Below are 265 nucleotides of genomic sequence, written 5' to 3' on the forward strand. Positions count from 1 at the left end.
TGCCCGCGTAGGTCAGGGCGTCGAGGTTGACGACGGGCTCATCGGACTGGCGCAGCCAGTCCAGCACGAAGTTGCTGCCGATGAAGCCGGCGCCGCCGGTGACCAGGATCGTCATGTTGTCCTTGTCGATGGGTTGAGGCCGACATCGTAGACGCTCCCTGCGCTCGCCCCGGCCCGGGAATCAGGGGTCAGGCCCGGCCGTAGGTATCCTCGAAGCGGACGATGTCGTCCTCGCCCAGGTAGGAGCCCGACTGCACCTCGATGA

At 66.4% G+C, this 265-nt stretch carries 1 protein-coding gene and 1 pseudogene; both read right to left on the minus strand.

The window, feature by feature from the left end:
• Positions 1-115 (minus strand): NAD-dependent epimerase/dehydratase family protein (locus ACKX14_RS15990; RefSeq protein WP_422449393.1); only part of this gene is annotated, 115 nt, incomplete at its 3' end.
• A 73-nt stretch (positions 116-188) separates the two neighbouring features.
• A pseudogene (locus ACKX14_RS15995) lies at positions 189-265 on the minus strand (cupin domain-containing protein); the annotation flags it as partial.

Source organism: Thermorhabdus hydrogeniformans (genome assembly GCF_049310025.1).
GTDB lineage: Bacteria > Bacillota > Thermosediminibacteria > Thermosediminibacterales > Tepidanaerobacteraceae > JBJYKD01.